This window comes from Pseudomonas fluorescens (genome assembly GCF_902497625.1).
GTDB lineage: Bacteria > Pseudomonadota > Gammaproteobacteria > Pseudomonadales > Pseudomonadaceae > Aquipseudomonas > Aquipseudomonas fluorescens_BQ.
Genome location: NZ_CABVGX010000083.1, coordinates 1 through 6,800 on the forward strand (window position 1 = coordinate 1; position 6,800 = coordinate 6,800).

Sequence of the window (6,800 nt, forward strand, 5' to 3'; positions counted from 1 at the left end):
GGTCTGGTGAGTCGGCGCAGCGCCGGAGCTCTTGCCGCCACCAAAGCGCTTGGCGTTGGCGTCGAGGCTCATCGTCAGGCCGATGCACAACGCCATGGCGATGCTAAGAAAACGTTTCATATAGGGAATTCCCATTTGTGGAAGGCACGCGCGCCATGTTGCACAGCTGAAGTGTTGCTGGCTAGCGGCAGAGTGTTTCGGGCTTTTGCCTGACAGCCGTAGTACAGCTTCAGTCAACGCTGTAAGGCTTGTTAACGTTGGTCTGTAGGACAAGTAGTTAAGTTCTGTAGGAATGTGATCCTGTAGTAGTCGGATCGCTCCCGAATTAGATATAGATCGTTCCCATGGACGCTCTACGTCCACTTTGACGCGGAGCGTCACGGGATGCATTCCCACGCAGAGCGCAGGAATGATCAGACAGTACTAAATCGCTTCCAGCTTGGCGTAACCGAGCATCAGCCACTTGCTGCCTTCGCTGAAATTCACCTGCACCCGAGCCTGAGCCCCGGCGCCCTCGAAGTTGAGGATTACACCGTCACCAAACACCGAGTGGCGCACAGCCTGGCCGAGGCTGAAACCGGTATCCGGAATTTCGCTTCCGCCGAACAGGCTGCTGGAGCTCTGCTGCTGGCCACCACCGAACGGCCGGCTGACGCTGTTGGACAGGCGCACTTCCTGAATCAGACCCTTTGGCACCTCACGTACGAAACGCGACACCTTGTTGTAGGTCTCGCTTCCATACAGGCGTCGGGTCTCTGCGTAAGTCATCACCAGATTTTGCATGGCCCGGGTAATGCCGACGTAGGCGAGACGACGTTCCTCTTCAAGGCGGCCGGGTTCCTCCAGGCTCATCTTGTGCGGAAACAGGCCTTCTTCCATGCCCACCAGGAACACGTAAGGGAATTCCAGACCTTTGGCACTGTGCAAGGTCATCAACTGAATGCTGTCTTCATGCTCTTCGGCTTGAGTGTCTCCAGCCTCCAGCGAGGCATGACCGAGGAAGGCCGCCAGCGGCGTAAGGTCTTCCTCTTCTTCAGCGTTCTCGAAGTTGCGCGCGGCGCTAACCAGTTCCTCAAGGTTTTCCACCCGGGCCTGGCCTTTCTCGCCTTTTTCAGCCTGATGATAAGCGATCAGACCGGACTGCTCGATGACGGTCTGAGTCATCAAGTGCAAAGGCATTTCCATGCACTTGGCGGCGAGGTTTTCGATCAGTTCGACAAATGCCCCGAGCGCCCCGGCTGCGCGGCCGGTCAAACCTTTGTTGGCCACCAGCTGACGCATCGCTTCCCACATGGAGACATGGCTGTGGCGCGCATGTTCACGAATCGCTTCGACGGTTTTCTCGCCGATGCCCCGTGCCGGAACGTTGATCACCCGCTCCAGCGCCGCATCGTTGCCGCGACCTTCGAGCAAGCGCAGATAGGCCATGGCATTCTTGATTTCTGCCCGTTCGAAGAAGCGTTGACCGCCATAAATGCGATACGGGATACGCTCGCGTAGCAATGCTTCTTCGAGAACGCGGGATTGGGCGTTGGAGCGGTACAAAATCGCGATATCGCTACGGGCGAGGCCGGTTTTCAGCGCGCTCTCGATGGTTTCCACAACGTAGCGTGCTTCGTCATGTTCGTTGAACGCGGCATAGAGATTGATCGCTTCGCCTTCACCGCCGTCGGTCCACAGCTCTTTGCCCATACGCCCGGTATTGTTGGCGATCAGGGCGTTGGCAGCCTTGAGGATGCCGGCGGTGGAGCGATAGTTTTGCTCCAGACGAATCACTTCCGCATCCGGGAAATCATCGGAATACTGATAGATGTTTTCGATTTTCGCGCCGCGCCAGCCGTAGATCGACTGGTCGTCGTCGCCGACCACCATCAGGCTGTCGCCACCTTTGGCCAGCAGGCGCAGCCAGGCATATTGCACGGCGTTGGTGTCCTGGAACTCGTCCACCAGAATGTGCCGGAAGCGTTTTTGGTAGTGCGCCAGCAGGCCTGGATTGTCACGCCACAGGTCGAGGGCTCGCAGCAGCAGCTCGGAGAAATCGATGACGCCCGCTCGTGCACAGGCAGCCTCATAGGCTTCATAGATGCTGCGCATGGTCGACAGGAACAGATCGCCGCTGGCCTGGATATGTTGCGGTCGCAGGCCTTCATCCTTTTGCCCGTTGATGAACCACTGCGCCTGACGGACCGGCCAGCGTTGCTCATCCAGCCCCAGTTCGCGGATCACACGCTTGACCAGCCTTTGCTGATCGTCGCTGTCGAGAATCTGGAAAGTCTGGCTCAGGCCGGCTTCCTGCCAGTGCGCCCGCAGCAAGCGGTTCGCCAGGCCGTGAAAGGTGCCGACCCACATGCCGGCCGGGTTGATCCCCATCAGCTGCTCGATGCGATGACGCATCTCGGCAGCAGCCTTGTTGGTGAAGGTCACCGACAGGATCGAGTGGGGCGAGGCGTTCTCGACCTGGATCAACCAGGCGATACGGTGCACCAGCACTCGGGTTTTACCGGAACCAGCACCGGCCAGGACCAACTGACGACCCACGGCGGCAGCTACAGCCTGCCGTTGGGCATCGTTGAGGGAGTTCAGCAGAAGGGAGAGATCATCGCGCATCGGAGCATTCTAGGGGGCCGCGGCATACCGGGCAAACATCGCTTTGCTTTAGCCGATGAAAGATACGTGCGGGACGACCGGTCAGTCACCGGCCACAGCCATTGGCGGGGTTAGCCTGCAGGGTTTTCGGCGGGTAAACGCGGCCAGGGCTTTCGTCGAATATATGCGCGGGAGCTGTTTGGTAAGGCCATTGGCTTGTGTATGCTCCGTCCACGTTTCGGGCTCATGCTCATCATTATAAGAACAAGAACTACGCCTATGACCGTCAGCCTCGACCTGTCGGGCCCCACTGTGGAGCCCCGGGTTATTCGCAAACAGTACGCCATGGAGATGGCGGTCGAGCGCACGCGCTTGCTGTATCAGGGCTCGCTGCTGCCGACGCTGTTCATGCTGATCAACGGTCTGGTGTGTGCGTGGCTGCTGTGGAGTCCGCAGCGCTACTTCGTGCTGAGTGTCTGGCTGGTCTGGTTGCTGTCTCTGGTGGCGCTGCGAGTTATTCAGGTTGCCGCGTTCGACTCGGCCATTCCCAACCGTCAGGCCCATCCGGTCTGGCGGCGTATGTTCTTGCTGGGGTCGGCCATGACCGGCCTTACGCTGGCGGGGGCCGGTATCGCCCTGGTGCCCGTCGACAATTTCATGCAACAAGCCTGGGTGTTCGGCCTGATCGGCGCAGCGGCCCTGTCGGCCAGCGTGGCGTATGCTGTCAGTTTGCCAGCCTTCCTGTCTTTTACATTGCCCTGTCTGCTGCCGGCGGTCGCCTACCTGTTTTGGGGCGGTGACCAACAAGGGCAGGGTTGGGGCTGGTTTGGTCTGATTTTGCTGGGATCGCTGAGCGTGGTGGCCTGGCAGGTCAATCGACTGATTGACCGTGAGTTGTTGCGACGTTTCCAGAATCAATCCCTGATTGAGCATTTGCGTAAAGCACAAGGCTGCAGCGACCAGCTCAATCAGGCGCTGGCCAAAGAGATCGACCAGCGTCGCCGGGCAGAGGAGGAATTGCTCGATATCCAGGTCGGCCTCCAGGACCACGTCGCCCAGCGCAGCCTGGAACTTGATGCGGCCACTCAGGCCTTGAGCAAAAGTGAAGCGCGCCTGGCGCTCGCGTTGAAAGCCAGTGAGCTGGGCCTTTGGGACTGGAATCTGCAGACCGACGAAGTCCACCACACGCAGATTCAGGAATTGTTCGGCCTGGCGCCGGAATTTGTCACAGCCATGTTGCGCCATCTCAAACCGCGTCTGCACCCCGATGACGTACCGGCGCTCAAGCGCGCGCTGGTCGAGCATTTGAAGGGACGCAGCGAGGATTATCAGATCGAGTACCGCGTGCGCCATGGCGATGGGCACTGGGTGTGGATCGAGGATCGCGGTCGAGCAGTCGAGCGCAGTGAAAACGGCCGGGTCATCCGAATGGTCGGCACGCGCCGCGATATCAGCGTCAGCAAAGCGCTGGAGGAACAACGGCAACTGGCGGCGACTGTGTTCGAAGCCGCCAGTGAAGGCATCGTGATCTTCGATCCGGATTACGCGCTGATTGCCATCAACCAGGCGTTCAGTCGCGTCACAGGCTACGACATCGAAGACATGCTGGGGCGCAACGTCGTCGAGTTGCCCTGCAGTCGCGATGCGCGCCGGCATTACGCAGCCATTCATCAGGCGCTGGAGCAACATGGCAGCTGGCAAGGCGAGTTGATTGAAACGCGCAAGAATGGCGAGCTGTACCCGCAATGGCTGCAACTGAACGCGGTTCGCGACACCCGGGGAAATGTCAGCCACATCGTCGGTTTTTTCGCCGATCTGTCGGCACGGCGTGAGTCCGAAGAGCGTATGCGTTACCTGACGCATTATGACGAACTGACCGGCCTGGCCAATCGCTCGCTGTTTCGCGAACGGTTGCACGAGGCCCATCAGCGCATGCGTCAGGGCGGGCGCAGTCTGGCGTTGCTACACATCAACCTGGATCGCTTCAAATTGCTCAACGACAGCCTCGGCCATGACATCGCCGATCAACTGTTGCAGAAGCTGGCCCGGCGCCTGATCAATGCGGTGCCGGAGGCTGACACTATCGCGCGGCTGTCCGGCGATGAGTTTGCCGTGCTGTTCGACAGCTACGGCAACCTGTCGAGTCTGGCGCGGGTGGCGACTCGCTTGTCGACCAAGCTGCGCCTGCCGGTGACTGTCGAAGGCCACGAGCTGGTGGTCAGTGCGTCCATGGGCATCAGCATGTTGCCGGACAATGCCCGGGAGATCTCCGCGCTGGTCAGCCAGGCCAACATCGCCATGCAACACGCCAAACACCTGGGCGGCAACAATTTCCAGTTCTACACCGACAGCCTGCAAGCCAGCACCCTGGAGCGTCTGCAGCTGGAAAACCAGTTGCGCAAAGCCATCGAAGAGAAGCAGCTGAAAGTTTTTTATCAACCGAAACTGTGCCTCGCCACGGGTCGGTTGAACGCGGCGGAGGCGCTGGTGCGCTGGGATCATCCGGTGATGGGCAATGTTCCGCCGGGCGAGTTCATCGGGCTGGCGGAGGAAACCGGGCTGATCGGCCCTATCGGCGAATTTGTTCTGCGTCAGGCGTGCTGGCAAGCCTGTGAATGGCAGCGCCAGGGACTGGAGCCGATCCGCGTGTCGGTGAATCTGTCAGTGCATCAACTGCGGCAGGGCAAACTGGTCAGCCTGGTGCGTCAGGTGCTGGAAGAAACCGGGCTGGCCCCGCAATACCTCGAACTGGAACTCACGGAAAGTCAGCTGCTGGACAGCGTCGAGCACATCATTGCGACGTTCCAGCAATTGCGCAATCTGGGCGTGAAGCTGGCAATCGACGACTTTGGCACTGGCTATTCGTCCCTCAGTTATCTCAAGCGGATTCCGGTGGATTACGTGAAGATCGATCAGGCGTTCATTCGCGGGTTGGGCGATGGCAGTGAGGATGCGGCCATTACCCGGGCGATCATTGCCATGGCTCACGGCTTGTCGCTGAAAGTCGTTGCCGAGGGGGTGGAAAGGCCGGAGCAGCTTGAGTTTTTGAAAGCCGAGCGCTGCGATGAGGTCCAGGGCTACCTGGTGAGTCGGCCGGTCGAGGCGGACGATTTGGCGAGTTTGCTGCAAGAGCAAAACACCTAGTGCGCTGCTGATACCGGTTGCTCTGCGCTACATGAGGCCCCAGGCACGTCAGCTCTGGGGATTGGTTACGTATTGAGCAGGCAAAATGCCGATTCATGTAGTATAACTACAAGCGTGCTACATCCCCGGCACCTGCCAATAACAAAGAGTCCGTCCCTTGAATCTGCTGCAACACATCGCCCAGTCACGCCACCTGTTACGCAAGTCGGAGCTCAAGGTCGCCGACCACGTGCTGCTTGATCCTGCGGCGGTGATGCACAGCTCCATGGCCGACCTCGCTCACAGCGTGGGCATCAGCGAACCGACCATCGTGCGTTTTTGTCGCGCTATCGGTTGCTCCGGTTTTCAGGACCTCAAACTGAAGCTGGCGCAAAGCCTGGCGGCAGGCGCGAGCTTCGGTCAGTTTGCGATCCATGAAGACGATTCGGTGGCCGACTACAGCCTGAAGATTTTCGACACCACGCTGCACACCCTGATGGAGGTACGCGAGCGGCTCGATCCGGTGGAGTTGCAGCGAGCGGTGACGCTCATGTCCCAGGCTCAACGGGTGGAGTTTTATGGCTTTGGCGCCTCGGGTGCAGTGGCGGCAGACGCGCAGCACAAATTCTTCCGGTTGTTGCTGACCGCTGCGGCGTATTCCGATCCGCACATGCAGGCGATGTCGGCGGTGACACTGAAACCGACCGACGTGGCGATCTGTATCTCCCAGTCCGGGCGCTCCAAGGACCTGCTGATCACCGCGAATCTGGTACGTGAAAGCGGGGCCTCGCTGATCACGCTGTGTCCAAGCCAGACGCCGCTGGCAGAGTTGTCGACCGTAAATCTGGCGATTGATGTGCACGAAGACACTGAAATCTATACGCCGTTGACCTCGCGCATTGCTCACCTGGTGGTGATCGACGTGTTGGCGATGGGTGTGGCGATGGCGCGCGGACCGAGCCTGGTCAATCACCTCAAGAGCGTGAAACGCAGCCTGCGCAGTTTGCGCTTGTCGCCCAAGTCGGTGAAAGCCCTCGACGACTGACGTGTGACGAGACAGTTACTGTGGCGAGGGGGCTTGCCCCCGTTGG

The 6,800-nt window shown here is 59.6% G+C and carries 3 protein-coding genes and 1 pseudogene; 2 read left to right on the plus strand and 2 right to left on the minus strand.

The window, feature by feature from the left end; translation table 11 throughout:
• Together F8N12_RS28010 and uvrD are read right to left on the minus strand one after the other, a co-directional pair.
• Window positions 1-120 (minus strand): annotated as a pseudogene (locus F8N12_RS28010) (hypothetical protein); the annotation flags it as partial.
• 303 nt (window positions 121-423) lie between these two features.
• On the minus strand, window positions 424-2,607 hold the full coding sequence (uvrD, locus tag F8N12_RS26970) for a DNA helicase II (RefSeq protein ID WP_150583097.1): 2,184 nt from the start codon (window positions 2,605-2,607) through the stop codon (window positions 424-426).
• Between the two features lie 258 nt (window positions 2,608-2,865).
• Between uvrD and F8N12_RS26975 the strand changes: the two genes are divergently transcribed.
• A complete protein-coding gene (locus tag F8N12_RS26975; protein WP_150583098.1) occupies window positions 2,866-5,730 on the plus strand; it encodes an EAL domain-containing protein in 2,865 nt (954 codons plus the stop codon).
• A gap of 157 nt (window positions 5,731-5,887) precedes the next feature.
• Complete coding sequence (gene hexR, locus F8N12_RS26980; protein ID WP_028620399.1) at window positions 5,888-6,754, plus strand: transcriptional regulator HexR; 867 nt, start codon at window positions 5,888-5,890, stop codon at window positions 6,752-6,754.
• Window positions 6,755-6,800 lie beyond the last annotated feature (46 nt).